The organism is Vibrio sp. V23_P3S9T160 (assembly GCF_963886625.1).
Lineage (GTDB): Bacteria > Pseudomonadota > Gammaproteobacteria > Enterobacterales > Vibrionaceae > Vibrio > Vibrio anguillarum.
Genome location: NZ_CAWPDB010000116.1, coordinates 1 through 26,539, shown reverse-complemented (window position 1 = coordinate 26,539; position 26,539 = coordinate 1). Strand labels below are relative to the sequence as shown.

Annotated in this window: 18 protein-coding genes; 7 read left to right on the top strand and 11 right to left on the bottom strand. The window is 43.2% G+C overall.

Going from position 1 to position 26,539, the window contains the following annotated elements; all coding sequences use genetic code 11:
• Positions 1-8 precede the first annotated feature (8 nt).
• The 7 genes from AACU59_RS08140 to AACU59_RS08110 all read right to left on the bottom strand — a co-directional run bounded on the left by AACU59_RS08140 (position 9) and on the right by AACU59_RS08110 (position 12,173).
• On the bottom strand, positions 9-4,850 hold the full coding sequence (locus tag AACU59_RS08140) for an NAD-glutamate dehydrogenase (protein ID WP_017041966.1): 4,842 nt from the start codon (positions 4,848-4,850) through the stop codon (positions 9-11).
• 182 nt (positions 4,851-5,032) lie between these two features.
• Positions 5,033-5,251, bottom strand: a complete 219-nt coding sequence (locus tag AACU59_RS08135; protein ID WP_013856912.1) for a DUF2835 domain-containing protein — start codon at positions 5,249-5,251, stop codon at positions 5,033-5,035.
• 65 nt (positions 5,252-5,316) lie between these two features.
• Positions 5,317-7,923: an aminopeptidase N gene (gene pepN, locus AACU59_RS08130; RefSeq protein WP_094145237.1), complete on the bottom strand. Its 2,607-nt coding sequence runs from the start codon at positions 7,921-7,923 to the stop codon at positions 5,317-5,319.
• Between the two features lie 210 nt (positions 7,924-8,133).
• Positions 8,134-8,817 (bottom strand): hypothetical protein, encoded by a 684-nt coding sequence (locus tag AACU59_RS08125; protein ID WP_094143213.1) that lies wholly within the window; start codon positions 8,815-8,817, stop codon positions 8,134-8,136.
• A gap of 141 nt (positions 8,818-8,958) precedes the next feature.
• Positions 8,959-10,953 carry a carboxy terminal-processing peptidase gene (gene prc / locus AACU59_RS08120; RefSeq protein ID WP_094144726.1) on the bottom strand — a complete coding sequence of 665 codons (1,995 nt, stop codon included), beginning with the start codon at positions 10,951-10,953 and terminating at the stop codon, positions 8,959-8,961.
• Between the two features lie 17 nt (positions 10,954-10,970).
• Positions 10,971-11,600 (bottom strand): RNA chaperone ProQ, encoded by a 630-nt coding sequence (gene proQ, locus AACU59_RS08115; protein ID WP_017047653.1) that lies wholly within the window; start codon positions 11,598-11,600, stop codon positions 10,971-10,973.
• A 99-nt stretch (positions 11,601-11,699) separates the two neighbouring features.
• The gene (locus AACU59_RS08110) at positions 11,700-12,173 is read right to left on the bottom strand and encodes a GAF domain-containing protein (protein ID WP_017041971.1); all 474 of its coding nucleotides are present in this window, start codon (positions 12,171-12,173) and stop codon (positions 11,700-11,702) included.
• A gap of 91 nt (positions 12,174-12,264) precedes the next feature.
• Between AACU59_RS08110 and AACU59_RS08105 the strand changes: the two genes are divergently transcribed.
• From AACU59_RS08105 to rsmF, 4 genes are all read left to right on the top strand, one after another.
• Positions 12,265-14,061, top strand: coding sequence for an ABC transporter ATP-binding protein (locus AACU59_RS08105; RefSeq protein WP_094144727.1), 1,797 nt, complete (start codon positions 12,265-12,267; stop codon positions 14,059-14,061).
• Between the two features lie 31 nt (positions 14,062-14,092).
• Positions 14,093-15,352, top strand: a complete 1,260-nt coding sequence (locus AACU59_RS08100) for a paraquat-inducible protein A (protein WP_094144728.1) — start codon at positions 14,093-14,095, stop codon at positions 15,350-15,352.
• Positions 15,345-17,984 carry an MlaD family protein gene (locus AACU59_RS08095; protein ID WP_094144729.1) on the top strand — a complete coding sequence of 880 codons (2,640 nt, stop codon included), beginning with the start codon at positions 15,345-15,347 and terminating at the stop codon, positions 17,982-17,984. The genes AACU59_RS08100 and AACU59_RS08095 overlap by 8 nt, the downstream gene beginning before the upstream one ends.
• Positions 17,985-18,096: 112 nt before the next feature.
• Complete coding sequence (rsmF, locus tag AACU59_RS08090; RefSeq protein ID WP_202598762.1) at positions 18,097-19,518, top strand: 16S rRNA (cytosine(1407)-C(5))-methyltransferase RsmF; 1,422 nt, start codon at positions 18,097-18,099, stop codon at positions 19,516-19,518.
• A 204-nt stretch (positions 19,519-19,722) separates the two neighbouring features.
• Here the strand turns inward: rsmF and AACU59_RS08085 are convergent, their stop codons facing one another.
• Positions 19,723-20,556, bottom strand: coding sequence for a CvfB family protein (locus AACU59_RS08085; protein ID WP_094144731.1), 834 nt, complete (start codon positions 20,554-20,556; stop codon positions 19,723-19,725).
• A 98-nt stretch (positions 20,557-20,654) separates the two neighbouring features.
• Between AACU59_RS08085 and AACU59_RS08080 the strand changes: the two genes are divergently transcribed.
• The gene (locus AACU59_RS08080; RefSeq protein WP_094144732.1) at positions 20,655-22,007 is read left to right on the top strand and encodes a hypothetical protein; all 1,353 of its coding nucleotides are present in this window, start codon (positions 20,655-20,657) and stop codon (positions 22,005-22,007) included.
• A gap of 14 nt (positions 22,008-22,021) precedes the next feature.
• On the opposite strand, the gene AACU59_RS08075 is transcribed toward AACU59_RS08080, so the two are convergent.
• On the bottom strand, positions 22,022-22,501 hold the full coding sequence (locus AACU59_RS08075; RefSeq protein ID WP_017047658.1) for a PaaI family thioesterase: 480 nt from the start codon (positions 22,499-22,501) through the stop codon (positions 22,022-22,024).
• Between the two features lie 119 nt (positions 22,502-22,620).
• Complete coding sequence (locus AACU59_RS08070) at positions 22,621-23,511, bottom strand: putative PEP-binding protein (protein WP_010319067.1); 891 nt, start codon at positions 23,509-23,511, stop codon at positions 22,621-22,623.
• 206 nt (positions 23,512-23,717) lie between these two features.
• On the opposite strand from AACU59_RS08070, the gene AACU59_RS08065 reads away from it, so the two are divergent.
• Positions 23,718-24,779 (top strand): 3-deoxy-7-phosphoheptulonate synthase, encoded by a 1,062-nt coding sequence (locus AACU59_RS08065; protein WP_094144733.1) that lies wholly within the window; start codon positions 23,718-23,720, stop codon positions 24,777-24,779.
• Positions 24,780-24,806: 27 nt separating this feature from the next.
• Positions 24,807-25,289: a YajQ family cyclic di-GMP-binding protein gene (locus AACU59_RS08060; protein ID WP_010319065.1), complete on the top strand. Its 483-nt coding sequence runs from the start codon at positions 24,807-24,809 to the stop codon at positions 25,287-25,289.
• Between the two features lie 119 nt (positions 25,290-25,408).
• Here AACU59_RS08060 and AACU59_RS08055 read toward each other — a convergent pair whose 3' ends face one another.
• Positions 25,409-26,329: a precorrin-2 dehydrogenase/sirohydrochlorin ferrochelatase family protein gene (locus AACU59_RS08055; protein ID WP_094144734.1), complete on the bottom strand. Its 921-nt coding sequence runs from the start codon at positions 26,327-26,329 to the stop codon at positions 25,409-25,411.
• Positions 26,330-26,539: the final 210 nt, after the last annotated feature.

Genomic DNA, 26,539 nt, shown 5'->3' with positions numbered 1-26,539 from the left:
GTTATTATTTACTCATTTGCCGCACAATTCAAATTTAAAAGTACTAATTCTCTTAATGCTACTGAGAATTTTGCAAATTCATGTACTGCACCAACTTTAAATTCGTTGAGGATACTCTCCCAGCGCATTAAGGATACTTCATTACTAGCAATCCATTCATCCAGTGCTTTCATTACATCGAGTTCTTCTGGCGCACAAGTACAATTCAATACTTGCGCAGTGAGTTGACGCTGCTGCCAGTCTAAATCTTCACGGAATGCAGCACGAGCTAGTGCTTGCCAGTTGTTATCCACCGCTTGACCGTTAATCTGTTTTAAGAACCAGTGCAGTGATAAACGATCACCCAAGTTAAAGTAAAGCTTAGCTGTCTGAGCAACGGTCTTACCTTTATCACGAGCCACTGTGGATATATCCAGTGCTGAGTACAGGCTTGATAAACGAGCAACGTAATTCGCCAGTTCGGAGTTAATGCCTTTATCAATCCAGACTTGAGCCATGGCATTATGCTCTGCAACCTCTTCAGCAACGAGCATATTGTCTAGTTCAGCGGAAACGGCATTGACGTCAGTTTGATAAAGCGCAATCAAATCTTTGACCGATTGTTTGCCTGAACGATTACGCAGCAACCAACGAGATAAGCGGCGTAAGGTTCGGCGTACTAAGAAAATCACATCGTACTGTGCATCGGCTTCTGCTTTATTGTCGAGTAAACGAACCTGCTCAAGAACACGGCCTAAACCATAGATTTCTCTTGCCGCAGTGTAAGCATTGGCAATATCGACAACATTCGCACCAGTCTCTTCTTGCAGACGGGTCACGAAATTACATCCCATTTCGTTCACCATCTGGTTGGCCAGAGCCGTAGCAATGATCTCTGCACGAAGTGGATGCTGTTGCATGTGCTGAGAATAGTTACGACGTAACTCAGTAGGGAAATAGTTGATCAACTGCTGTGAATGGAATTCATCGTGAGAAATCTCTTCACAAGCCAATTCCTCTTTCAACACCATTTTGCCGTATGCCACTAATACCGATAGCTCCGGACGGGTTAATGCAAATCCCTGCTTCTCACGCTCAAGCAAAGTTTCATCATCTGGAATGTATTCCAATGCTCGGTCAAGGTGCCCTGCTTTTTCCATAGCATGGATGAAACGAATTTGCTCTTTAACTAACGATACACCCTGTTGCTCAGTGACAGAAATAGCTTCAGATTGAGCGTAAGCATCTTCAATAACGATGCCTCCTACTTCGTCTTCCATCGACTCTAAGATCTGATTACGTTGTTTGACGGTAAGATCACCATTCGCCACCAAGCCATTCAAGAAGATCTTAATATTAACTTCATTATCCGAGCAATCGACGCCGCCAACGTTATCAACAAAGTCGGTATTAACACGACCACCAGTTAATGCATACTCAACACGTCCAAGTTGAGTCATACCTAAGTTACCACCTTCACCGATCACTTTTGTACGAAGATCGCGTCCATCAATTCTTAGAGCATCGTTAGCACGGTCACCTACATCAGAATGGCTCTCTTTCGATGATTTAACATAGGTGCCGATGCCTCCGTTCCACAGAAGATCCACTTCCATTTTCAAAATCATTTTAATCAGCTCATTAGGCGCAACAGAAGCCTTCTTAGTGCCGATCATTTTTTGAATTTCAGGCGTTAAGGTGATCGATTTCGCTTTGCGAGAGAAGATGCCACCACCTTTTGAGATCAACTTTGCGTTGTAATCTTCCCAGCTAGATCGTGGCGTGTTGAATAAGCGATTGCGCTCTTCCCAACTTTTTGCTGAATTTGGTGTTGGATCGATGAAAATATGCAAATGGTTAAACGCTGCTTGCAAACAGATGTGTTTAGACAGCAGCATACCATTACCGAACACATCTCCAGCCATATCGCCGATGCCAATCGCTGTGAAATCTGTGGTTTGGCAGTTAATGCCCATCTCACGGAAGTGGCGCTTGACTGACTCCCATCCCCCTTTTGCTGTAATCCCCATTGCTTTATGGTCGTAACCATTTGAACCACCAGAAGCAAAAGCGTCACCTAGCCAGAAATTGTATTCTGCTGACACTGAGTTAGCCAAATCGGAAAATGTTGCTGTCCCTTTATCCGCGGCTACAACTAAGTAAGGGTCATCTTCATCATGACGAACGACATTTTTAGGTGGAACGACTTCGCCTTCAATAATATTGTCGGAAACATCGAGTAATGCACGAATAAAACGTTTATAGCAGCGTTGTCCCTCGGCAAAGATCTCATCACGCGTGGTAAACATGTGCTGTTTCTTACACACAAAACCACCTTTTGCTCCCACAGGAACAATAACAGTATTTTTTACCTGTTGCGCTTTCACTAACCCTAGAATCTCGGTACGGAAATCTTCTTGGCGATCAGACCAACGTAATCCGCCACGTGCTACTTTACCACCACGTAAATGAACACCTTCAATATCAGGCGCATAAACGAAGATTTCGAAAGCCGGCACAGGAGCTGGAATTTCAGAAATCTCTTTCGGTTTCATTTTTAAAGAAAGCCAAGGTTTGATCTGATTGTTTTCATCCAGCTGGAAGTAGTTAGTACGGATCGTTGCACTGATCATCTCCATATAACGGCGAATAATACGATCATCATCCAAGCTATCAACACGATCTAACTCTTCAGTAATAGCGTTGATAAGATCCGTTTGTCCTTTTTGAGCCCCTTTGTGTTTAGGATCAAACCGCTTTAAGAATAGTTCCACCAGCCCTTTTGCTACATCTGGATAATGGCTGAGTGTATCTTCAATATATTGTTGACTGAATGGGAAACCCACTTGGCGCATGTAACGCGCATAAGCACGAAGAATCGAGACTTCGCGCCCAGTTAATGAAGCACCGAGTACTAGTCGGTTGAAGCCATCACTCTCTAATTCACCAGCCCAAATAGCCGCAAATGCTTGTTGAAAACGATCTCTCGCTTCTCGAAGATCGACACTCTTATCGCTCTTATGCAGCATTGAGAAATCTAAGATCCAATACGTTTGACCATTTAACTTGCGTACTTCATAAGGTGACTCTCCGATCACCCTCAGCCCTAAGTTTTCCAACATCGGCATCACATCAGAAAGATGGATTGGCTCGTCACGGTGATAGAGTTTTAAGCGCACCGCTTTTGAATCGGCCGCTTCTTCTTGTGGGCGATAGAACAACATGCCGAGTTTGTGCTCTTCATCTAAGGCTTCCAATCGCTGGATATCATCCACCGCTGAACCCGGCATCATGTCTTCTTTGTAAGAACGAGGGAATGCACGCATGTATTCTTTCGATAATGGCAGTCCTTTACTCTCTCCAAAGTTTGCTACGATCGCATCTGATAAACGATCATCCCAAGTTGATGATGCTTCCATTAAATTCTGCTCTACCGTTTTTACATCGACATCCATATTGTTGTTATCAACACGTACGATGTAGTGTGTTCTTGCCAATGGGCTTTCTGAAAAATAAGTGGTGAACTCAACATCTTGCTCACAACCAAAGTACTGTTTGAAAATTCGTTGCGTTTGGCGGCGAAGCTCGGTGTTATAGCGCTCTTTGGTCACATAGACCATGCAGCTGAAGAAACGACCAAACGGGTCTTTACGAACAAACAGACGCAGCAAATCCCTATCTTGCATTTGCACTACGCCCATCCCAACTTCTAACATCTCTTCTTCACGTGCTTGCAGTAACTCATCACGAGGATAGTTTTCTAGAATATTGTGCAGCGCTTTATAGGAATACGAGCCTGCACGATAACCGCTGGCTTTTAGGATACGTTCTACTTTTTCGCGGATCAGCGGAATCGTTTCGATGCTTTGGTTATATACAGCAGAGGTATACAAGCCAGTGAAGCGATGTTCACCGATCACTTTACCTGCCTTGTCGAACTTTTTAACGCCGATATAATCGGTATAAGCTGGGCGGTGGATACGTGATTGGGTATTGCCTTTAGTGACAATCAATAAAAAAGGCTTTTTGGCTTCAAGGCGCGCAGAATCAGGAAAGTCAGATAATTTTACGCTGCGCACACGTTTTGAATCAGAAAATAAACCCAACCCTTTTTCTGCTGTTGGTCTCAGTTCAGTATCGCCTTCGACCGTCACGAGGTCGTATTCTTTGTATCCCATGAAAGTGAAATTATGATTTCCCATCCACTTTAAGAATTTGATGGTTTCTTCGTAACGATCACTTTCTACAGGAATGAACTCTTTTTGTGTCTCCAATTGCGCAATCACTTGGACCAGTTTTTCTGACATTGGTTGCCAGTCTTGCACCACTAAAGCTGTATCGCTCAAAATACTAAGCAACTCATTTTTCAACTGTGTCATCGCTTCTTTGCTGCTAAGGCGGTCGACTTCAATATGAAAAAGAGATTGCAGAACACCCTCACCTTGGTTTACCGAAGTAATAACACCGTTATCGGTGCGCGAGATTTGCGTTGGGCCATTGAGCATGAGGTGTGACGATAAATCCAAACGGCTGAGCGCCATTTTAATGGAGTCCACAAGAAACGGGCTATCAGGGATTACTATTTCAACAATCGTGTGCGTTGACTGCCAACCTTGGCGGCTTACTGTCGGGTTAAATACCCGTACTGAACGCTCCTCTGGGTTTTTCTCGTTAATATGATGCCATAGGCTAACTATCGCACCATATAAGTCAGATTCATTACGTTCAGTCAGATCATCTTTCGAAATGTTACTAAATAGATGTTGAGCAAGTTGGGTCACGAGCGGTTGATGAGCAAGATCGAGTTTGTCTTGAATCAGTTTGTACACTTTTTCAAGCAGAACTGGCACTAAAGTTTCACGCGCAGTCATAGTAGACTCCAAGATTATTATTTTTGTAGGGTATGCGGTAAGCATAGCGCTTACCATTGGTAATGCTTGCTTTATTGTAAAAGCTTTATTGACAAATAGTTAACAGTTTTAGGGCAGGTCTGAGGTGAAATGTTTGAGAATGTGATTAAGATTCCTATTTAAATATCTAGAAAATCAGCAGCTCACAGAGTTTCTAACTTTACAAACTTGTTATTTTGGTCAGTTGTCAGCCGAAATCGACCTTTTACTCCAATTTGGCTAAGAAATGGACGAAATCGAGATGCGGGTAGCTGAAGGCGTAAACCTTGATCTGTGTAGACTTGTACAGAGCTTGCTACACCAGAATAGTGCGCTAAGTAAGTTTGATAAGAAATATTGAGAGTAAAATAGTATTGCTTCATAGCCGTTAACCAAAATAGAGCGAGGAGACGTATCTATCACCTCGCTCTTAGTAGAGTTAAGATCCTTAAGATTCGAGCGCTTTTGTTACTTTTTCAAAGAGATCCCGAGCTAAATTATCCATTGACTTCAAAGTCTCCAACTCCGATTTCATCATTGCTTGACGAGTTTCATCGTAGAGCCTGAATTTAAGTAAAGGATCAATTAAACGCGACGCGACTTGGGGGTTACTATCATTGAGTTCACGCAGTATCTGCCCTGCAAAACGGTATCCCTCACCCGATTTTGCATGGAAATTAACTGGGTTTGCGCTGAGGAATGAACCAATTAAACTGCGCGTACGATTTGGATTTTTTAAGCTAAATGCTTCATGTTTCATGGTTTGTTGAATGGTATCCAAAACACTTGGCGCGGGGTTAGTCCCTTGCAGTGCAAACCATTTATCCATCACCAATCCATCGTGTTTCCATTTATTGCTGTAATCATCCATCAGTGCTTGACGACACATAAGCTGTGCACTATTCGCAGCGCTCATAGCGGCGATGGTGTCAGTCATGTTGTTGGCGCTGTGATACTGAGCCAGCACCAAATCATTGCCTTGGTCGGTATAAGCTAAATAAGCAAGGCAAGTATTGCGTAATGCTCGTTCACCAATTGCACTGTGTTCAATGCTGTATGCTGTCTGTTTTAAACTGTGGTAAACCGCATTGAGCTCATCTTGCAATGCGTTAGCAAGCTGTACTTTCATCGCTTTAAGTACGGTCGCTATGGCATCAACATCCACACGTTTATACCAACCTGAAACCTCATTATGGCTAGGTAATGAGAGCATTTCCGCAATAAAAGCAGGCTCTAGAACCTCACTCAGTAACACACCACGGAATGCATCAACTACCGATTCTGGCAAATCCGCCGCCTTCCCCGACTGCACTCCAAACACATTGCTACGGATATATTTGGCTAACAACATTTGGCCTGCATCCCAGCGAGCAAATTCGTTACGAGCATTGACCATCAAGAAGATAAGCTCATCATCACTGTAGTCATACTCCAGTTTCACTGGTGCTGAAAATTCGCGCAACAAGGAAGGGATCGGTTTCTCTGGCACATTTTCAAACACGAAGGTCTGCTTGGCCTGTGTTACGTTCAGTACATTAGAGATTCGCTTTCCGTTACATTGTAACTCAATTACATCACCATGAGCGGTGTATAACTCAACATCAAAAGGAATATGCAGCGCTGCTTTCTCTTTTTGCTCGTGCGTTGGTTCGGTTGTTTGCTCTACGGTTAAGGCATAGGTTTTCTGTTGTGCGTCATATTCAGTGCTCACTGAAACAATCGGTGTACCAGATTGGCTATACCATAAACGGAATTGGGTAAGATCGACGCCTGAAGCATCTTCCATCGCTGCCACAAAATCTTCGCAGGTAGCGGCAGTGCCGTCATGACGCTCAAAATAGAGCTTCATTCCTTTTTGGAAATTCGTTTCACCTAATAACGTATGCATCATACGAATCACTTCACTGCCCTTTTCATAGACAGTTAATGTATAGAAGTTATTCATTTCTATCACTTTATCGGGACGAATTGGGTGTGACATTGGGCTGGCATCTTCAGCAAATTGTGGCCCACGAATAATGCGCACATTACTAATGCGATTCACGGCTCTCGACCCTAAATCAGATGAAAACTCTTGGTCACGGAATACCGTTAGGCCTTCTTTTAAGCTTAATTGGAACCAATCACGACAAGTGACGCGGTTACCAGTCCAGTTATGGAAATATTCGTGGCCAATCACCGCTTCAATACCTAAATAATCAGTATCGGTAGCGGTTTTTTCATTGGCTAACACAAACTTAGAGTTAAAAATGTTGAGCCCTTTATTCTCCATCGCACCCATGTTGAAAAAGTCAACGGCAACGATCATGTAAATGTCGAGATCATACTCTAAGCCGAAGCGCTCTTCGTCCCACTTCATTGCGTTGATAAGTGATGTCATCGCATGAGAAGCGCGGTCGAGGTTACCTTTATCAACAAAAATCTCGAGGGCAACATCGCGACCGGACTTGATTTTATATTGATCACGTAATACGTCAAAATCACCCGCAACGAGAGCAAATAAGTAAGCAGGTTTTGGATGTGGATCTTGCCACTTCACCCAATGACGCCCTTCTGCGAGATCGCCATGTTCGATACGGTTACCGTTACTTAATAAAAATGGGTAATCTTTTTTGTCAGCAATCACGGTCGTTGTGTATTTTGCAAGAACGTCTGGACGATCGAGGAAGTAAGTGATGCGACGGAAACCTTCCGCTTCACACTGCGTACAGAACGCACCACCCGATTTGTATAACCCTTCTAGTGCGGTATTCGCTTCAGGGTTAATCAGTGTCACGATCTCCAATTCAAACTCTTGAGGTAATGATGAGATCGAGAGCCCGCTTTCAAGCAGCTGAAAATCTTGCCATTCGGTGCCATTCACTTTGAGCGATTTCAGCTCAAGGTTTTCACCATCCAGCACCAATTGGTTATTCTCTTTTTGCTGCTTAACGTGAGAAACGGCAGTCACTGTGGTGTTGGTATCAAAGAGATCGAATGTTAATTCGAGATCCGTAATGGTATGTGATGGAGATTGATAATCTTTGCGATACTTGGCTTGGGGTGTATGAGCCATGTCGGAATCCTTGTTGACGGAGTGAAATGTGACGTTTTTGATAAACATTCAGTAAGATGACTATAGATCTAAGGCTTGTTATCATTAATAACAACCCCTCAAACCGAAAAACGAGGCATTTAAGACAAATACCTCGTTATTTCGCTGACAATTTACCCATATATCAACAGGTTTCACTCATTGCCTTTCTTATGATAGAAGATTGCAAGACTACGGATTTACTCGCGCTAAAACAACCGACATGGAACCATTCTCCACTTCTAAAGTTAACATATCACTAACAAGCGTATAGCGAGTATCATGTTCTCCGTCTTCATAAAGGAGCACCAAATGATCACCTTCTGTGTAGTACACCCCTTTATGGATCGATTCGTTACCATTAGCACCACTTACTCTGAACATAAATACAAAATCCGGCTGTAAAACGAGATCAAGTTGGTTAATGTCGGTTGCTATCGCATCTTCACCAAATATCCGTTTGCTAGACCACACCCCTGCCAACGCATTTGGTAAAGCTTTAGTGAAGATAATGCCGTTTAAGTTGAGCATGTTGTGGTTCACTTGGTATTGATAAACTTGAGGTTGCGATGAGTTAAGCCCCAAAATCAAGCTGTTATCGCTGGCGTCAAATTCACCTTCCCAGTGATCCACATTATAATTTTTCTTTTGAATATCGATCTTGAAACGATAATTCGATTCCAAGGTCAGTTTAATAGAACGAAAATCATCGGAAGAAGTGTCAGGATTGGGGTTAAGTAGGTACCAATCACCAAGTAAAAAAGGGAGATCAAACTGAGTTAAGTCTTGATGAGTCTGCGTACCACTACTTTGACTTTGTGCCGCACTGGTGCTGATAAGAACAATGCAGGTAAAAATGATGCTTATCCATTTCATAACACGCTCCTCGCTTTTTTCTTAAGCTTAGAACCGGTTGTACGATAAAGCGAAATGTTTGATCTGTATCACGTTATTTATTTGGTTTAAATAAGATCAAAAAAGCGAGCACTAAGGCTCGCTTTTCATTGATACTGGTTGCTAATTTAGCATATCAACAGTGATCGCCACTGCTTCTTCTAAATAAACATCTGGAGCTTCATAATCTTTAGGCACATCTTGCAAGGTTTTATAGGGCTTCAAACCATTGGCGGCTTGTCGCATGTTAATCCGCGCCAAACGCAATTCATCTGCCTTGTCACTTTCTTGCTTACGCACAGATTCATTGAGAGAAATGGTGTTGTCATCTTTCTCCGCTTTATACTTTGCAATATCCTCGTTAATGAAGCCGAACTCCATATCATTGGCAATACGAGCTTGATGCTGCGCAGATAGCTTAGGAATCAGTTTTTCATTAGCTTGTAACTTGTCGTATTTAGCTCGCTCAATTTGATCCCAAGGAAGTGCATTAGGTTCAACGCTCTCACCGGTATCTTTTGCTTCAATCGCAGTGGGTAACGCAATATCAGGCACAACACCTTTATTCTGCGTACTGCCACCATCAATACGATAAAATTTCTGAATCGTATATTGAACGTAGCCTAATTCTTTATCAAACAAGTCGTAGATATGATTCAACGAGCGATGCTGTTGAACCGTTCCCTTACCGAATGAGTTTTCGCCAACAATGATCGCTCGTCCATAATCTTGCATTGCCGCTGCAAAAATTTCTGAGGCTGATGCGCTGTAGCGATTCACCAATACCGTCATAGGACCCTGATAACTGATTTTTCCATCCGTGTCACTATTAACGTTTACTCGTCCATAGCTATCGCGAACTTGCACAACCGGGCCGCTTTCAATAAATAAGCCGGATAATGCCGTCGCTTCCGTTAATGCACCCCCACCGTTATTACGTAAATCGACGATCACGCCATCCACTTTTTTCTGCTTCAGTTCAGTCAGCAATTTGTCCGTGTCTTGCGCTAAACCGACATAGAAGCTAGGGACTTCAAGCACGCCTATTTTCTTGCCATTTTTCTCGATGATTTTTGATTTAACCGCTCGATCTTCTAAACGAATTTTGTCTCGAACAATAGTGACAACGTGACTTTTAGCGTCTTTACCTTCCGGCAAAACTTGCAACTTCACCTTAGTGCCTTTCGGGCCTTTGATCAGTTGTACGACATCATCTAGACGCCAGCCGATAACATCAACCATCTCTTTGCCATCTTGGCCCACACCAATGATACGATCGCCTTCACCCAACTGCTTGCTATTTGAGGCAGGACCACCCGCAACTAACGAACGAATGATGGTGTAGTCGTCGGTCATTTGCAGTACAGCACCAATCCCTTCCAATGAAAGATTCATTTCTGATTGGAACTGCTCGGCATTACGTGGAGAGAGATAACTAGTATGCGGATCAACTTCACGCGCAAAAGCATTCATATAAAGCTGAAATACATCTTCGCTGTGGGTCTGAGACAGACGTTTGATCGCGTTATTATAACGCTTGCCTAGCGTTTCTTTAATTTCCGGCCACTCTTTACCCGTAAGCTTTAAGTTCAGTGCATCATATTTGACACGCTGCTGCCATAACTTATCGAGCTCGGTTTTATCTTTCGGCCAAGCTGCTTTTGAGCGATCAAGTTCCATCGATTCATCGGCTTCAAATGTAATTTCTTTGTCGAGCAGAGAAAGCGCATATTGAAAACGCTCAAAGCGCTTTTGCATTGATAAGTTATAAACATCAAATGCAATTTGGTTATTGCCAGCCTTGAGTTGATCATCAAGTTGTGTCGACCACGCATGAAAGGAATCAATATCGCTCTGAGTAAAGATATTGCGGTTGTAGTCGAGCAATTCGAGATAACGATTGAAGATAGCTTGCGAGAAATCGTCATTCAAGTTGAAGTGTTTGTAATGAGAACGAGTAAAACGGGAAGTCACACGCTTACTCGCCGTTTCATGCTGCATTTCTGGGGCAAGAAGAGGTAAATCTTCTTTGCTAAGAGTGGCTTCTAAGGCCTGAACGGATGACGCTGCTAGCCATAGGCCAGCAGCGATCAACGTTAATTTTGAACGGCATTTCATGCGTAGGAATTTCTCCTTTATGCGCGCAAGTGCTCCGCTTTCACAACCATTTGTAGGCCGTTGACAAGTTGAACGCGCACATCTTCCTTATTAACTTCAACAATGGTCGCAGCCATGTTTCCTTTACCCATGTTTACGTTCACTTGTTTGCCAGTGATCATTTCATCAGCATTTAAAGCGCGCGTCTCGACAGGTTTTTCAGATTTTGGCGCTTTCGCTTGAGGACGACGAGCTTGTGCTTGAGGCTTTTTCGCTTTTGGTTGCTTCGCTTTTGCCTCTTCGCGTGCTTTTTGTCCTTGCTCTTTACGACGAGCCTGTACTCGAGCTTTACTTTCTGCCAATGCGGCTTGTGCGTGCTCTACATGTTCTTCTTCTAACTCTCCACATGGGTTGCCATCAAGGTCAACACGAGTTGCACCTAGTTTAACACCATGTAGATAACGCCATGACGACGTGTATTGTCTTAACGCAGCACGCAGCTGTGTTTTACTTACTTTTGAGTCTTCGTTTAGGCGTTCAGCAAGATCTTGAAAAATACCAATTTTCAAAGGCTTTGCTTCACCTTCTAAAGTAAAGCACTTAGGGAAACATTCAGCAATGTACGCAATAACTTCTTTGCTGTTTTTTAACTTTTCAGTGTTTTCCATGAGGATTCCTGGTTTATGCGGTCTTTCCGCGAGGCATTAAGATAAATATGTTCGGTATTATAGTGACCTAAATGCGAAAAACCACAGGCAATGACCAATTTATGCCTTGTTAGCGTGTGAATTGAGCAGCTTTTCTATCTCAATCATTAATTCTGCCATCCCTTTCTCATCAATTTCAGAAAAACGGCCAATTGTTGGGCTATCAATATCCAATACTCCCACCACTTGGCCATTGATAGAAAATGGCACCACCAACTCAGAATTGCTCGCAGCATCGCAAGCAATGTGACCAGCAAACTCATGGACATCATAAACACGTTGTATACGGTTAGTCGCCGCCGCAGTACCACACACACCTTTTCCTAAGGGAATGCGTACACAAGCTGGTTTTCCTTGAAAGGGACCGAGAACCAGTTGCTCTTCTTTTATTAGGTAAAAACCCACCCAGTTAAGATCTTCAAGCTCCATGTTAAATAAGGCGCTCAAATTGGCAAGATTAGCGATTAAATCCGTTTCAGATTCAACCAGTGCCACCGCCTGCTTGGTAAGACGGCGGTATTCTTCTATGTTCATATAAACTCAACGACCTTTTGAAAACGGAAGACATCTATTTTTGAACAGCGTACAATTTCTCACACGATAAATAGGATGCATTCTCATCATAATGACTAATTCCAATGATACTATTAGCCGCTCTTGGGTAATAAAACAAGTAAAAAAACATCGACCTACACTTCTATTTGCCAATGCGATCGCGGTTATTGCAACGCTGGTTAGTGTCCCTATTCCACTATTAATGCCATTAATGGTCGACGAAGTTCTGCTGAATAAACCCGCTTCTGGTTTGGCGATGATGAACACTATTCTACCGACATCGATGCAAAACCCAACAGGCTATATTGCGCTCACGTTATTGCTAGTAGTCTTGATGCGTAGCGTCAGCCAAGCGCTCAACATACTTCAAAGCCGTCAATTTACTTTGGTGTCCAAAACCATCACTTACCAAATGCGCTGCAAAATGATTGATAAATTAGGACGGATAAGCATCAGGCAGTACGAAACCAAAGGCAGTGGTGGTATTAATGCTCACTTAATCACCGACATCGAAACCATTGATCAATTCATAGGTAGCACACTCAGTAAATTTATCATCAGCCTACTGACCGTGTTAGGCACAGCAGGTGTTCTACTCTGGCTTGAGTGGCGTTTAGGGCTGTTTATTTTATTGGTCAACCCGATTGTGATTTACTTTTCACGTAAACTCGGAAGCAAAGTCAAACATCTGAAAAAGCGAGAAAACCAAGCGTATGAACGCTTTCAAAATCGGCTAGTCGAAACATTAGATGGCATTTATCAATTGCGTGCCGCTAATAAAGAGCGAGAGTTTCTCAATGAACTCAAACAGCAAGCCAACCAAGTCCGACAGAATGCAGACAAATATGCATGGCAATCAGAGGCTGCAGGGCGCGTCTCATTTCTCCTGTTTTTACTTGGTTTTGAGCTATTTAGAGCGGTCGCGATGCTGATGGTGGTCTTTAGCGACTTGACCATAGGGCAAATTTTCGCCGTTTTCGGTTATTTGTGGTTTATGTTAGGCCCAGTGCAAGAGCTGCTGAGTATTCAATTTTCTTGGTACAGTGCAAAGGCGGCCTTCCATCGCATTAATGATCTGCTTGCACTGGAGGAAGAGCCTCGCCCTATTTGCAAAATTAACCCATTCACAGATAACCGCCAGGTCGATGTTGAGGTTTCTCACGTTAATTTTGCCTACGATAGTGAAAAGAGTGTGCTCAACGATCTCTCGCTCACGATTCCGGCGGGTAAAAAAGTTGCGTTGGTTGGCGCAAGTGGTGGTGGGAAATCCACGTTGATCCAACTGTTAATTGGTGTGTATCAGCCCAATTCCGGGCAGATCCGTTTTAATGGTGCGACCACTGACGAGATAAGTTTTGATATTATTCGCGATAACATTGCCGTGGTATTACAACAACCTATACTATTCAACGACACCTTAAGGCATAATTTGACCCTCGGCGGTCAATATGCAGAAGAGGAATTATGGCAAGCGCTGCATATTGCACAACTGGATGATGTGACTGCGAATCTCAGTGACGGTTTAGAAACGCTAGTTGGCCGAAATGGTATTCGCTTGTCGGGCGGACAACGTCAACGTTTAGCCATCGCTCGGATGGTACTGAGCAATCCTAAATTTGTTATTTTGGATGAAGCAACATCCGCGTTAGATACGGTAACTGAAGCGGCATTGCACAATGCTCTGACTGGATTTTTGAAAGGTCGAACTACTTTAATTGTTGCGCACCGCCTTTCGGCAGTGAAACAAGCCGATATAATTTACGTGCTGGAAGATGGTCAAGTTAGCCAAATGGGTACGCATCGAGAATTAGTCGAGCAAGATGGGTTATATCAGACCCTTTATGGAAATCTCCAATCGTACGTTTAGTAATTGGGTAACAATAAATTAGGATGATTGTTTGTCTCAACATTCAGCGCTTATTCAACATCCACAATCACCTAACGACGTGAGGTTGTGTCACGGCTGTGAATTGGCCGTTGATCTCGTCGAGGTTGAGCATGGGAAAAGTGCCTATTGTCCACGCTGCGGTACCCAACTGTACCGCGGTGGGTCTCCCTCTTTATCTGGGGATTTAGCCGTCGCCATCACTTGCTTGTTACTGTTTATCCCCTCTCATTTTTTTGAATTCATCAGTATTCGCTTGGTTGGGGTGATGATCCCCGCCACCTTGCCATCCGGTGTTTTTGCGCTGGCTGAAGAGGGCTTTGGAGCGCTCGCTTTATTGGTGCTATTTTGCAGCTCTATTGCGCCACTTTTAGTGTGTGGTTCCGTAGTGACCGCTCATCTCGCCTTGCGTTATCGATGGTTTCATCTACTGCGTGGCTCACTGATCATTATTCAGCGATTAAAAACGTGGGTAATGCTCGATGTTTTTTTAGTCAGCGTGGCGGTATCTTGTTTTAAACTTCAAGATTATTCCGACCTTTTTATCGGTGTGGGGTTGTATGGTTTAGTCTTACTGCAACTGGCAACCGTATTGTTAGCGACTCGAGTTAGCGTAAGGCGCTATTGGCAAGCGTGGCAGCCAGAGAATCAATATGCCTTCGAGCGTAAAGAGGTGCATTGCCACCATTGCCATCTTTCACAACCCGAAAATACGCACTGCGTGCGTTGCGCGCAAAAATTATATCACCGGAAACCCAACTCGATACAACGAACCTGGGCCTATTTAATTGCAGCAAGTGTCGCTATTTTCCCCGCGAACCTGATTCCAATATCGATTTTAATTACCAACGGACAGCGATTAGAAGACACCATCTTCTCTGGTGTTGCGTCACTGATTAATAGTGGTATGGTCGGAATTGCAATCATCATTTTTGTGGCCAGTATAATCGTGCCTATTGTGAAAATATTCGGCCTGACCTATCTATTACTGGCGATTAAATTTAAGCGAACGGTTTACCACCGTCAGAGAATGAACATTTACTTCGCGATTAAATGGATCGGCAAATGGTCGGTAATGGATCTGTTTGTCATCTCAATTATGTTGACACTGGTTGATCGCGGTCAAATTCTCGACTTCACTCCCGGTTATGGAGCCGTTGCCTTTGGCTTGGTGGTTGTACTCACCATGCTCGCCACGGAAAGTATGGACCCAAGACTCATCTGGGATAATTACCCAGAAATCGCAGACCAAAACGAGCTTTCACATGAGTAAACAAATTTCAAGCCAGCCCTCATACACTCCCGATGTTAAGCGAAACAGGGGCATCTCACCTTTGTGGATACTGCCCATACTCACCATGGCGCTCGCAGGTTGGTTAGTCGTTAAAGCCATTCACGATGCTGGCGAACGAATCCAGATCTATTTTTCGGACGCACAAGGCTTAGTCGCAGGGCGAACAACAATTCGCTACCAAGGGCTCGAAGTTGGCATGGTAAGAGAGATTAAACTGTCCGAAGGATTAGAAAACATCTATGTGGAAGCCGATATTTATCCAGAAGCTACTCAGTTACTCAATGACAATACCCGATTTTGGTTAGTGAAGCCAACGGCCAGTTTATCTGGCGTTTCAGGTTTAGATGCATTGGTTTCAGGAAACTATATTGCGATTCAACCGGGTAACGAAAATAGTTCAGCTGAACACGATAAAGTGTTTAGTGCTTTAGATGGTGCACCTTCTGATCTACTGCCTAATCAAGGGCTTATCATTTCTCTAAAGGCTCGCGATCTCGGGGGTATTTCTGTTGGCTCACAAATCGTCTATAAAAAAATTCCGATTGGTGAAGTGTTTAACTACAAACTCGATGACGATGCAAAGTCGGTACTCATTCAAGCCTCGATAAAAGACGAGTATCGCCACATTATTACCAATGAAAGCCGTTTTTGGAATGTCAGCGGTGTTGGTGCAAGCATTGGCTTTGAAGGTGTTGACGTCCGCTTAGAAAGTTTAAGTGCATTAATCGGTGGTTCAATTGCCGTCGATTCACCGGACGGTGGGGAGCCTGTTGAACAAAATACCCAATTTAGTCTCTATCGCGATTTAAAAACCGCAGGGCGTGGTATCCCTGTGAAAATCACCCTACCCGATCAGCATAATATTAACCAAACTGGTGCCCCCATCATTTACCGAGGAATAGAAGTCGGTCAAATCACGGAATTGCAGCTCAGTAAAAGTCACCAACAGATCATCGCCTCTGCCGCTATCCAACCGGCTTTTAGCGATATGCTCAATTCGGGAAGCCGTTTTGTGTTGGAAGAGGCCAAAGTCTCACTCTCTGGAGTTGAGAACATCGGTAATTTGATCAAAGGGAATTACTTGACACTCATTCCTGGCAAGGGCGAAAAGGCCAGAAGTTTCACTGCAATTCGCCAATTTGAATTTAATCAGTCACAAGCAAAATCGATTGCTATCAAACTTACAGCGGAAAGCTCATATGGCTTAGATGTGGGCAGTCAGATTTTGTATCGAGGCATCGCGGTAGGTTCAGTAATTGACGTAAAGTTGCAGCAAGACAGTGTTGTGCTCAATACGCTGATTGATGAAGAGTACTCATCACTCATACGCTCACAGAATCGTTTTTACATTACAGGCTCTGCCACCGCGGAGCTCACCGAATCAGGCCTTAATGTTTCAATCCCTCCCGCCAAACAGCTGCTCGCAGGTTCAATAAGTTTCATCAGCGAAGGTGCTGAAAAAGCGAGCAATGAATACCCTTTATATCAAAGCAAATCATTAGCTGAGCTTGCAAAATATAACCAAAGCGGCTCACAAACACTGACTCTTTTTGCCGACGAGCTTCCTCCGATCAATCCGGGCAGCCCGCTCCTATACCGTAACCTTCAAGTAGGCAGTGTTTTTGGCTTTAAGCTCACTAAAGAAGGTGTGAAAATCGAGGTCAAAATAGAGAATCAATATCGCCATCTGATTACGAATCAAACTGTTTTTTGGAACCGTTCTGGCGTCGAAATTAATGCAACACTTGCAGGCGTAAAAGTCAAAGCCGCTCCTTTAAAAACTTTAATTCAAGGAGGCATTGCATTTGATTCGTTGCAAGGTATTGATAACAAAGATCAGAATTTGTGGAAGCTCTATGACAGCTACGATCAAGCCCGTAAGGCAGGCCAAGAAATCATCTTGACGGCCGACGCATCCATTGGCATTACGCTAGGAACGGCTATCAAATATAACAATATCACTGTGGGAGAGGTTGTATCTTTAACACCCGATTTCAAACAAAATAGAGTCACTTTGCAAGCGAGAATCGAACCTAGTTATGCGTTAGGCATTGCCAGAAATGGTTCACACTTTTGGGTAGCAAAAACTAAAATTGGCTTCAATGGTGTTGAAAACCTGCAAAACTTACTCAGTTCCAGCATCGAGGTTCAACCCGGGTTTGGCGATGCACAGTACCAATTTGAACTAGAAAAACAGCCACAACAAGCGCTCGGCATTGAGTTCACCTTGCAAAGTGAAACGCGAGGCTCAGTGACTGAAGATAGTCCTATTCTCTACCGTGAAATGGAAGTGGGCAAAGTAACCCATGTTGCTCTAGGAGACTTTGCAGACCGCGTCATGTTTACCATTGAAATCCAAAAAGAGTTCGCTTATCTGGTTCGTAGCAATAGCGTATTTTGGAACACTTCTGGCGTCGATGTATCCATCGGTTTATCTGGTGCGAATATAAAAGCAGGCACGTTAGATAGCATCATGAAAGGCGGAATTACATTTGCCACTCCAGAGCAAAAACAGCTACAACCTATCGCTAAACAAGGCCAAGCATTTTACTTATACCCTGAAGCCAAACCAGAATGGCGCCAATGGCGAACAGCCATACCAAAACCTTAAAGGGTTAACCTTGATTCTTGTAAAATGCAGCTGATCGGCTGCATTTTTTATTATTTTGATCTCATCACGATTCTTATATAATCCGGCCTCAACTCCCAGACGAGATACTGCTTTGCACGCCAATATAACCCTACCTGAACCTTTTCTTGCGACAATTGAAGCGATACTGCCCACACATTTAACGATGAGTGATTTTATTGCAGCTTGCCAGCGTCCTTTGCGTAAAAGTATCCGAGTCAACACGCTAAAAATCTCTGTCGATAGCTTTTGTCAACGCGCCATAGAAAAAGGGTGGGCTTTATCACCAGTGCCTTGGTGTAATACGGGTTTTTGGATTGAAGCCGATGAGTCTGTCGTACCTTTAGGTAATACCGCCGAACATATGGCAGGTCTTTTTTACATTCAAGAAGCCAGTTCTATGATGCCAGTATCCGCTCTTTTCACTGGCGGCGAATCGTTCAATTCAGTACTCGACATGGCGGCGGCTCCGGGTTCAAAAACAACGCAAATTGCGGCGTGTATGGAAAATGAAGGCGTATTAGTCGCCAACGAATTTTCAGCCAGCCGTGTTAAAGTGCTGCATGCTAATATCGAACGCTGCGGTGTACGTAACAGTGCACTGAGCAATTTTGATGGTCGAGTCTTTGGCGGTTGGTTACCGGAACAATTTGATGCGGTGTTAATAGATGCGCCATGCTCAGGAGAAGGTACCATCCGTAAAGATCCTGATGCGATGAAAAACTGGAGCAAAGAATCTGTATTGTCGATTTCCACAACACAAAAAGATTTGATTGAAAGTGCGTTTCAAGCTTTAAAGCCCGGCGGTGTGATGGTCTACTCAACCTGTACATTGAGCACAGAAGAGAACCAACAAGTGTGCTTGCATCTAAAAGAAAAATATCCACAATCAGTTGAATTTGTTTCCCTTAGCTCATTGTTTGAGGATGCAAAAGCAGCTATTACAGACGAAGGGTTCTTGCATATATTCCCTCAAACTTATGATTGTGAAGGTTTTTTTGTTGCAAAAATCCGTAAACTTAGCTCTGTACCCCACCCTGAAGTCAACAAACGCTTAGGTCAATTTCCTTTTGCGAAAGCCAACCTTAAACTCACACAAGAGATCGCGGATCAACTCATGAAAACGTTTGAAGTTGTGATCCCCGATGATACCAGTGTCTGGCTACGTGATAATGATGTATGGTTATTTCCAAACGCACTGGAACCTATGCTCGGCAAATTCCGCTTCTCTCGCATGGGGATAAAAATCGCTGAAACACATAAAAAAGGTTATCGCTGGCAACATCAAGTCGCTACATCGTTAGCGACTGGTAACGAATCAAACTGCATCACACTATCGATTGAAGAAGCGCGAGATTGGTACATGGGCAGAGATGTCAGACCAGCACTACAAACTGGCTCTGGCGAAGTGCTGGTTAAACTCGGTAACGATGTGATTGGCCTAGGGAAATGGGTAGGAAACCGCATAAAAAATGGTTTACCAAGAGAACTCGTTAAAGATAAAAATTTGTTTTAACACGCCCCAAAATAGGACAAAAATCTAGAAAACACGCGCACTTCTAGCGATAACGACTATACTTACGGGGAAGCATAAGTACGACTATTTTAATGATTAGCGTAGGCTCAAATGAGCCATTCCCCTAGGCCCAAAAACGGAAAAGTTTTGGGCCTTTTTTTATCGTCAAGGAAAATAAATTGCAACAGGAGGTGGACGCCTCAGCTATACAAGATGAATTCCATCTTCCCCAATGGTAATTTTTCCCTGCTTGTACAAACCACCAATACTCTTCTTAAAGGTTCCCTTACTGGTACGGAACATCGAAAAAATAGCTTCTGGTGTCGATTTATCACTTAATGGAAGAAAACCACCCTTTTTCTCAAGTAACTCTATGATCTTAGTGCTTAGCTCATCCATTTTTGCTACGCCAATTTTTTGCAGAGCTAGGTCAATTTTTCCATCTTCACGGATATTTTTGATGTAGCCTTTTAAGGTCTTACCAATAAACAACTTACCAAACACATCTGATGGGAAAATCATCCCCCAGTGCTCGCCATTGATGATGGCCTTGTATCCGAGTTCTGAGTGTTCTGCAATTAATAGATCAACTTGCTGATTCTGCGTATAGTTTGCAGGGGTTTTGTCCAGCCACTTGTTGAATTTAGTTGTGCCTACGATGCGGCCGGAAGCCTTATCGGTGTAGACATACACTAAAATCGTTTGTCCTTCTTTAAAACGAGCACGCTGTTCGCTGTAAGGCACCAATAAATCTTTACCCTTCAGACCCCAATCAACAAAAACACCAGTGCTATTCACACCCTGAACTTTCATCAATCCCCACTCGCCTACTTTTGCAATCGGTTTTTCAGTCGTCGCGGCAAGTTGATTGTCTGAATCGAAATACAAAAATACGTCTATTTTCTGCCCCAATTCAACCCCATCTGGGGTAAATCGTTTAGGCAGTAAAGTGGTTCCAAAATCTTCAGCATCCAAAAATACGCCGAAATCAGCAATCTTTACGACTTCTAAACTGTTTATTTGACCAACGTTAATCATTTATTATGTCTCACCTCAATTTTGCAGAGATTATACGTGATCTCTGTTATCCTTTCCTGCATTCAAGGGAAAAATAAGCATTTTTTCAGGAGCTTTCTTTGGTTAATGTCGATAAGCAAGATACCATCACGCTTAAAATTTCACATGCCATGTCTCAGAGCAAAGAACTTGATCTAGACATTTACCTATTCATTCCCGGTGATTTAGGTCTAACACCCGAAATACTTCCTGAATCTGACTTTTACTATAGCTTCATCCACCAAGAGCGTGCGTATTACAGTGATAAAACGTTACTGCCCTTAGTGCACAGCCGACTTGCACAACGAGGCCATCTCTCTTCTACTCAGTATCGAGTCAGTTTGAGTTTATTTGCTTATCAGTATGTTATCGCTTTAGATAAAGCTGTAGTGCAACTCAACACGACGAGTGACACCGTCACATCAGATGAAGTTGATAGTGTCATTGAACTCTCTTTAGATATTTTGAAAAGATTGCGCCGCAGCATTCCTTATGAAGAGAGCTTAAAACGCTATTATGCCAATATTGATAACTATTTATCTTGGTATACTGAGCAAAAGTTTCTTTCCCTAGTCGCACACATGAACCGCGATGGTGAATATAAAACCATCAAAGAGCGTCTAATTACACTGGTTGAAAAAGAACAGGCACATCGTAAACTTAACAATTACAACTCGGCAAAGGCAGGGGAAGACATCACTCGGCTGAGTAACAAGATGCGCCTACTACGCCGTTTAATCGAGCATCCCATTGTGCTTAATGAACACGTCACCTCTTTAGGTAATAACATGAAGCGTGCCGTAAAAGGCATCGCGACTGGGCTTGTGATGCTGTTTGTCACCGTCATCGCCATTACAGCTCGCGACTATTGGGGGGAAATCACCGCCTCTTTTATCATCGCTATGTCGTTTGTTTATGCATTACGCGAGATCTTTAAAGATGACTTACGCGATATGCTGTGGCGCTGGATCCGTAAAGGAAAACCTAAATGGAAGCGTCGTTACATAGACCCAACGACCGGAAAATCTGTGGGTTACAAAATTGAATGGCTTGATTATACCAACCTGAGTAAATTACCAGACCGAATCAAAACAATTCGAAAGAAACGCATTGTTCAAAGGGAGGAACAGGTACTTCACTATCGCTCAGAAACGGCCATGTCAACCTCACGCTTCATGAGTGGCTATGAGGAAACACGCGAAACTTTACACATTGATCTACGCCCGATTACCCGTTTGATGGACAAAGGCTCTAATCGCATTTATCAGTTAAGTGGTGGTCAAGTGAGTCAAGAAACCGTAGAAAAACGGCACTTGCTCAACTTGATTATCAAAGAAGATAACCATAAAGAAGAGCCCCGCTACTACCGTTGGAAAATTGTTTTAAATAGAAATAAGATTGTCGACATTGAACCGATAGAATTAAGCGAGTAGTCTCTAATTCAGCCTTATTTACCAATACGCTTTAACGATAAAGTAAGATGAAACTCCGCCATAGGCTCGTCACCATGCAATGAAGGACAGGTTGCAATGATCTTTACTGTCTGATTGACCCGCTCTCCGGTCGCGATAGTTTCATCAAGCATACTGTCTATTAGCTGGCCATCATGGCAATGAAAATGAACATCCGCCTCCGGCCTTTTTAAAAACTCCGCACTAACCGCTTTAAACGCCAACGATACTTTGGAGCCACGCTGTTGTGCTTTATGCATTGCCATAAAACCGCCCGCTACGTCTGCACCAACGGCTAACACACCAAAATACATACTATTTAAATGATTTTTATTGCGACGTTTAAGTGGAATTCGAATTTCTACAGAGCGTTCGTTTAGCACTAAAATCTTTGGCCTGCAGGACCAAATCAATGGCACTTTTAAAAAACCAAACAGATTTAAGTAAAGATTCGCTTTTGTTAATGGGGAGAGCATGAGGCTTGACCTTTTCAATATAGTTGTCTGACCAGTTCAAGGTATACGCCGCAAAATGTCAATGAGTTGTTACAAAAAGTTAGGGTTGAGCGCAGCTATTCTGCGCCCAAATCAGATCATTACATTTTTACCACAACATCAGCCTGAACACTTTCAGCTAAGTGTTCCTGCAGCTTTGGATAACTTGCGAGTGCTTGGGTGACGACCAAAATCGGCTTATTCGCATGACGTGCCGCTTTTGATGCTAAATCGAGCAGCGTGATGACCGCCTCACTCTCTGGATTAAACAAATGGGAAAGTTCGGGATTCTCTTTATCAATGCCTAATGTGTATTGTGTTAAGTTATCGATGTTGATCACCACACCATCAAAATAGTGCATCAAACGCTCTGCCAACAATGCCGCTGACGGTACATCGCAAGAATAAAGCACTTTCAAACCATCTAAACTCCGAGGTAAAGACTGCTCTGCCAGACGATCAATGATCGTCGCCGCATCACTTAATGTTCGAACAAATGGCACCACAATTTCGATGTTCAATCCTTGCTTGCGCAATGCCTTGATCACAGCGCATTCATAACTAAACGCTTTTGCATACTGGTTGGAAGAAAAACGCGATACGCCGCGCACTCCCATCGCTGGGTTAATTTCATCCGTTTCAACACTTCCACCGATCAACGCCTTATAAGTGTAACTATCTGCATCACTCAAACAGACACGAATCGTAGTGTGATTTTTTTGAACCGCTGCCACGACTCTATCAACAATGGTTGACGTAAAATGCTCCGCCACCGCTTTGTCATCAAGAATGGATTGCAAAGAGCCTTGCTCAAGTTCAGTTAGATTCGCAAAATGTTGCTCAATCGAAGGATGATAAAACAACGAATCTAAAATAATGTCGGACAGCGATACATACAAATGCTGGGCATTTCCACTTGATTCAATTGCCGCTGGAAGGGCATCACCTAAGATCAACTGAGGGTGGATCGTATCATGTTGTGCCAAACTCATTCATTACTCCCTACATTTTTAATTATCTTGCTCAGGAAAATACCCATAGCCGAGTATTAATTCAAGTAAAAGTAAATATTTATGATGAATTTATGAATAAAATTTCACCTTACAGATGATAAGCAATAAGTTTTCCGTTTTGGAGTTTATTCCTATTGCCAATTCCGTTATCTTTACCGCTTCGCAATAAGAGTACAGGCTTTACCATGCCATTAAAAACAGATGAATTAAGAACTCAAGCCTTGGGCCCAATGCCGACTCCGGCAGAGCTTGGAAATGCGCATCCGATCACAGACGACGTAGCAGAGCGCATCGCAAACTCACGCCGTCAAATTGAAAATATTCTGGCTGGTCACGATGATCGCTTGTTAGTCATTGTCGGTCCGTGTTCAGTACACGACACTGAAGCAGCAATGGATTACGCTCAACGTTTGAGTGCGATCCAAGACCAATATAAAAATGAACTGTTTATCGTCATGCGTACCTATTTCGAGAAACCACGCACCGTTGTGGGCTGGAAAGGTTTGATTACAGATCCCAATCTGGATGGTTCATATGCACTGGAAACAGGGCTCAATAAAGCACGGAAATTATTATTAGATATCAACAAGCTAGGCCTTGCTACTGCGACTGAATTTTTAGACATGATCACCGGGCAATACATCGCAGATCTCATCACGTGGGGAGCTATTGGTGCGCGTACTACGGAATCTCAGATACACCGAGAAATGGCGTCTGCACTGTCGTGCCCTGTCGGTTTTAAAAATGGCACGAATGGCAACATCAAAATTGCTATTGATGCCATTCGAGCGGCCCAAGCATCGCATTACTTTTACTCACCGGATAAAAATGGCCGTATGACCGTTTATCGTACCAGTGGTAACCCCTTTGGCCATGTTATTTTACGCGGTGGTGATACAGGGACAAACTATGACGCTGACTCCGTATCTGCAGCCTGCGAGCAACTGATCGAATTCGGCTTAGCCCCGCGCCTCATCGTAGATTTTAGCCACGCGAATTGCCAAAAGCAGCATAGAAAACAGATAGATGTAACGGCCGACATCTGCACACAAATACGTACAGGTAAGGATTTCGTTGCTGGTATTATGGCTGAAAGCTTCATTATCGAAGGTAATCAGCCAATGCATGACTTAAAGAACCTCACCTATGGTCAATCGATTACCGATCCATGCTTAGGATGGGATGACACAGCAACTATGCTGGATATGCTGGCACAAGCGATCACTGACCGCCGTAACTTAAAGTAAATACTAAGCAATAGATAAGGAAACACCATGCCTTCTTTTGATATCGTTTCAGAAGTCGATACTGTTGAACTTCGTAATGCTGTCGATAATGCAAACCGAGAGCTTTCTACTCGTTTTGATTTTCGTAATGTAGAAGCTGGATTTGAACTCAAAGATGAAGTTGTAAAACTGTCTGCAGAAGATGATTTTCAATTGGGTCAAATGATGGATATTTTACGTGGCAACCTCGCGAAACGAGGTGTTGATGCCAAAGCGATGGAAGCGAAAGATTCCGTACATTCCGGCAAGCGCTGGTTTAAAGATGTCCAATTTAAACAAGGACTGGACCCGTTAACCTCCAAGAAAGTGGTAAAAGCCATTAAGGATGCCAAGCTCAAAGTCCAAGCATCCATTCAAGGTGAAAAAGTAAGAGTAACGGGTAAAAAGAGAGATGATTTACAATCAGTGATCGCTCTAATGCGTGAATCGGATATGGGCCAGCCATTCCAGTATGACAATTTCCGAGACTAACAGCACCACGAATAAAATACCAAAGCCACCTCATTAGGTGGCTTTTCAATCACTGATAACTGTCATTTACAATGAATCGATTCCTTCCTTCTGACTTGGGTGAATAAATACCCAACGTCTTACAACATTAAGTCTTTCCCCACAAGCAAAGCGTACTCTGTTGTGTTTATAGGCAATAAAACACATATTCTTTTGCAATCAGACTTTGCTTGCTCAAGCTTTTCTGCAAGTTGCGCGGCATTCTTAAAACTTTCCCTTTCAGCATCACGGCGAACAAGATCAATCAATTCAAAAGGAGAATGTTGTTCATAAAAAACCACCTCTGCCCTTTGCATGTAACGTAGGGCTTTGATCGGCAGCATTTCAACATCATCGCCACAGCTTATCCATGTACATTGTGCTGATTCTTCTATAGGCACTAAGAGAGCTTGTTGGTATAAACGCTCTAATTCTTCACGGCTTACTGCATTTTCTGTTTTGGAATCAGTTAAAAAGGCTTCCCAAAACTTTCTTCTAGCACTGACAGAATTGAGTGATTGTTTAATTGAATTTCTCTTGGAGGCAGCGAAATCAGCAAGCAACGAGAGATTTTGCGGAAGAACCGCTTCCAATGTTTCTCGGATATTTCTCACCAACACTGGTGATGCACCACCACTGGATATTGCGATCTGAATTCGCCCACGGTTGACCATCGATGGCGTGATAAAATCACAGTATGGTTGATCATCGACAACATTGACCAAAACACCTGTCTTTCTTGCATCTTTATGCACTTGATGGTTAAGCGACGGATTATCCGTTGTGGCCCATACCTGCCAGTATTCTTTCGTTAATAGTTCTGATGAATAAAAGTTTTGAACCCATTGGCAACGATTCTGCTCTACCAGTTCCAAAAGATAACGTTCAATCTTAGGTGATACGACGGTGACTTGAGCCCCAGCTCGAATCAATGCTTCTACTTTTCGACAGGCGACTTCGCCCCCACCCACAACCAGCACTGGTTTGCCCAATAAATTCAAAAACAGAGGAAAATACTGCATTTCATTCCATGAATAATCTAGATAACTATTCGCTTGATGCTACCAAAAATAGGGCATCTGCGACACTAATTAAATGCAGCCAAATAATTATCAACCAAATTTTCGCCATTAGGCAGTTGAAAATCCTGACAACACACTAATGATACAATTGTTAATTTTACGTTAAAAGAGAAATATACCGCTTCTATTCTGTTGCCCCACTATTGAACA

What these genes read in the sequence shown, in the direction of transcription:
- AACU59_RS08140 (WP_017041966.1), bottom strand. Translation starts at nt 4,850, where the DNA reads ATGACTGCGCGTGAAACTTTAGTGCCAGTTCTGCTTGAAAAAGTGTAC.
- AACU59_RS08135 (WP_013856912.1), bottom strand. Translation starts at nt 5,251, where the DNA reads ATGAAGCAATACTATTTTACTCTCAATATTTCTTATCAAACTTACTTA.
- pepN (WP_094145237.1), bottom strand. Translation starts at nt 7,923, where the DNA reads ATGGCTCATACACCCCAAGCCAAGTATCGCAAAGATTATCAATCTCCA.
- AACU59_RS08125 (WP_094143213.1), bottom strand. Translation starts at nt 8,817, where the DNA reads ATGAAATGGATAAGCATCATTTTTACCTGCATTGTTCTTATCAGCACC.
- prc (WP_094144726.1), bottom strand. Translation starts at nt 10,953, where the DNA reads ATGAAATGCCGTTCAAAATTAACGTTGATCGCTGCTGGCCTATGGCTA.
- proQ (WP_017047653.1), bottom strand. Translation starts at nt 11,600, where the DNA reads ATGGAAAACACTGAAAAGTTAAAAAACAGCAAAGAAGTTATTGCGTAC.
- AACU59_RS08110 (WP_017041971.1), bottom strand. Translation starts at nt 12,173, where the DNA reads ATGAACATAGAAGAATACCGCCGTCTTACCAAGCAGGCGGTGGCACTG.
- AACU59_RS08105 (WP_094144727.1), top strand. Translation starts at nt 12,265, where the DNA reads ATGACTAATTCCAATGATACTATTAGCCGCTCTTGGGTAATAAAACAA.
- AACU59_RS08095 (WP_094144729.1), top strand. Translation starts at nt 15,345, where the DNA reads ATGAGTAAACAAATTTCAAGCCAGCCCTCATACACTCCCGATGTTAAG.
- AACU59_RS08085 (WP_094144731.1), bottom strand. Translation starts at nt 20,556, where the DNA reads ATGATTAACGTTGGTCAAATAAACAGTTTAGAAGTCGTAAAGATTGCT.
- AACU59_RS08075 (WP_017047658.1), bottom strand. Translation starts at nt 22,501, where the DNA reads ATGCTCTCCCCATTAACAAAAGCGAATCTTTACTTAAATCTGTTTGGT.
- AACU59_RS08070 (WP_010319067.1), bottom strand. Translation starts at nt 23,511, where the DNA reads ATGAGTTTGGCACAACATGATACGATCCACCCTCAGTTGATCTTAGGT.
- AACU59_RS08065 (WP_094144733.1), top strand. Translation starts at nt 23,718, where the DNA reads ATGCCATTAAAAACAGATGAATTAAGAACTCAAGCCTTGGGCCCAATG.
- AACU59_RS08060 (WP_010319065.1), top strand. Translation starts at nt 24,807, where the DNA reads ATGCCTTCTTTTGATATCGTTTCAGAAGTCGATACTGTTGAACTTCGT.
- AACU59_RS08055 (WP_094144734.1), bottom strand. Translation starts at nt 26,329, where the DNA reads ATGCAGTATTTTCCTCTGTTTTTGAATTTATTGGGCAAACCAGTGCTG.